We start from the raw sequence: 2,873 nt of genomic DNA, 5'->3' as shown, positions 1-2,873 counted from the left end.
GCTGAGGCCTTGGGCATGACTAACTTGAATGGTGGCACGCTCTGCAACGCTGAGTTCGGAATAAGACATAGGGCAGCACCGTACCGGAAAGGTCAGGTGTTGCACTCAGTTTTTGCCGCCGCCCACTCAAAAACCCCAGTATAGTTTTGACGTGCGCTGTGATGTGGTGCCACGAAAGATGCATTAACGACTACCTGATGGGTTACAGATACGGCCGGAGAGCCACCAATCAGACTTTAAACAAAGCATCGCCCTGTGGTTACGGATTGCAGAAGAAAGCTTAAAAGACTGGAACTGGGTGGAATTGCCACTAAATCAGGTTCGGGGCGGCTAGAGAGCTGGCAACTCATAGGTGCTGAGAAACCCGACGGTGCGATGCATGCATCTTCATCAACAAGAGTGATCTTACAGCGCGCCTAAAGGGCATGAGATAAGCTGAGGAGGCCGGCCACGGGATCACACGGCCTCCTTAAAAAATGCCTGTAGACAACCAAGGGCAGAAACTCGGTGACCAAATAGAACGATCACCGAGCCTTGTACTCAGGATTACGCAGAAGCCTGAAGTTACCAGTCGGTAAACTTCAGACGCGGAGAAGCAAAAGAACGACAACCGTCATGGAAGTTTTTGGTTTCCACTTTCGCCAAGTAAGAGCTTACCCAAAATAGATTCTGAAACATCTGCCAATCTCCTCTTTGCAGAAGCATCGAGCCATGACGAACGTAGTTCTGCCCTATGCTCTCAAGTGCACTCCCATTGGCGAACTGAATCAAGCCCTGAATTTCGGGCGCCCTCATGCCGAGTGCATAAGCCCATGCCTCATGAAGGCGGGTATAAAGATTTTCACATGATAAATCCCACTTTCCAGTCCCCCGAATAGCATTCCCATTTAAAAGGATAAGTAGGTGAAAGTGTGGTTTTCGCTCATTCTTATCATACTCCCGAGCGAACAAGACCATTAAGTCATGATTCCTACTCGCAGGGAGCCGGTCAAGGTCTCGCTTAAGATGGGCTCTAAAATACTGTAGAAACTCATTCCCAAGAAACCCTTCCTCACAACCCCAATAACTAGCCGGAAACCTGAGATCGATTCTAAGGGCTAGAACTCGGCTATGTTTTGCTAGCTGCTCCAGAATACTTAGTCTAATTCTCTCTAACCATTCTTTTACCAAAGGGCCTGCCGATGTCTGTACCGGCAGACCATGATATAGATTATCATGGTGGAGACTAAGGTTTGTATTCTCCACCACCCTCTTCCTCTGTGTTTCTAAATGTTTGATCATCAACAACCCCTAATCACCCTTTACACCTATTCTTAATAAGCCAACACTAAAAAATGCTGACGCATCAAAATACAATATTACTATTAACCGCACGCAGGATTACTCGCAAGCACCCCAAACTCCCTGCCAAGCACAGCAAGACGCAACGATAAATAGAAAAATCAAAAATTATTAAATATTAACCTTTGGCGTTACGCGAAGACCGAAAAACCTTGATATTCCTGATATTTGTATCAGGAGTATCGGGCTTCAATCGAAAAAAGGCATTGACATTACAACAAGCTGGCATTGACAGAGACCTGAATTTTGTTTTCCAAACAGAAACTATTCCACTGGAAATCGTCATGAGGAAGGCACGGGTATAAATCAACAACCAGCATGCCGTTATGGGCAATAAGAACAGAGATCTCGCCAAGTCGAGACAACTCACCCAAGCTATCATCGAGAACAAGCTTATTCCTCATGCGAGAAGGCCCGCTTTGGCGAATCTTATTTTTCCTAACGAAGCGACGACCATCATCCCGTACGCTTTGAAGATAATCTCTAAGCGCCGCCAAATCTTTCACATATTCGGGAGTCGACTCAAAGTACCGCAAAAAAACGTCAGAGAAGAAAAAGCCCATAATTTCTGCATCTTTAAGAACTCTAACCGATATCTTCTGATCCTCTCCATACTCAATGCAAGATAACAGTGCGGCAATCCTAGTAATATTTTCAGCGAGTTTTGACCCATGGTCCCTCGCATACTGAAATCTCCCATTTATATTTAAGTTTTGTTCGATTTTATTGTACAGCCACTCCCAGTAACTCTTGGCCTCCTCAGTAAAACGAAGTATCTTCTTATCAGTTCTCGTGCTTTCAATATTACCCTTTGTCGCACGGAGTATTTCATTAGCTCTTTGAAGGTAGCTTTGATAACCATCACAATCTCCTTCAAGTGCTCCCCTCAACAGCCTTGTACCTTGCGAACTACTTGGATTACACACCAGGAAGCGCGCTAAAAAACCAATACCCCGTGACTCATCTCCTCTCTTCTTCATGAATTTATCTACTGCGCTTGGCTGTGCCATTAAAGAGACCGTCAAGCGCGCATCACTTACGGTGAAACTCTCGGAACTTTTCCGAGTAACGTTGAAAGGCTCAGCCGACCAAAGCTTATTAAGCCGTGGTAAATCTTGGACAATCCTGCCATTCAAGATGGTGGCGCCTTCATCAGATACCAGAGCTGCGCTCCCGCATCCATGGTTCAACTCAAGAGCAATTGCTTCAGTTGTCACATCCTCAAAAATCATCTGAAATTTTCTTGGCTTTTTCGGCTTGTGCCTCCTCAATTCCACTAGTTGACACTTCAAATCATCGACATTTAGTTCCTTTTTCAGTCTGCCTGATATTTTCTTCCTCAAGACTTTTACCGCGTCCTGGAAAACTTCGGTTTCAGCCTCATAGGTGGCCATTTTTTCTACATACTGAATCGCCCCTAGTTTCGTAGACACCTCCAGGCCTTATAATCGAGGCACCCAGGAGGTCCAATGAGCAACTCACGCTACACCGAAGAATTTAAAATTGAAGCCGTCAAACAGGTGGCTGACCGA

2 protein-coding genes are annotated in these 2,873 nt (G+C 45.5%); both read right to left on the bottom strand.

Annotated features, from left to right (window positions below; translation table 11 throughout):
• Positions 1-564: 564 nt before the first annotated feature.
• A complete protein-coding gene (locus tag EF096_RS21050; RefSeq protein WP_123891504.1) occupies positions 565-1,281 on the bottom strand; it encodes a YagK/YfjJ domain-containing protein in 717 nt (238 codons plus the stop codon).
• A 272-nt stretch (positions 1,282-1,553) separates the two neighbouring features.
• Entirely contained in the window at positions 1,554-2,774 is a 1,221-nt protein-coding gene (locus tag EF096_RS20045) for a DUF3987 domain-containing protein (protein ID WP_158611329.1), read from the bottom strand.
• Positions 2,775-2,873: the final 99 nt, after the last annotated feature.

Source organism: Pseudomonas neustonica, assembly GCF_003797945.1.
Lineage (GTDB): Bacteria > Pseudomonadota > Gammaproteobacteria > Pseudomonadales > Pseudomonadaceae > Halopseudomonas > Halopseudomonas neustonica.
This window is presented reverse-complemented; position numbering and strand designations above follow the sequence as displayed.

Excerpts from the sequence above, each read along its gene's own strand:
- EF096_RS21050 (WP_123891504.1), bottom strand. The coding sequence starts at position 1,281 with ATGATCAAACATTTAGAAACACAGAGGAAGAGGGTGGTGGAGAATACA.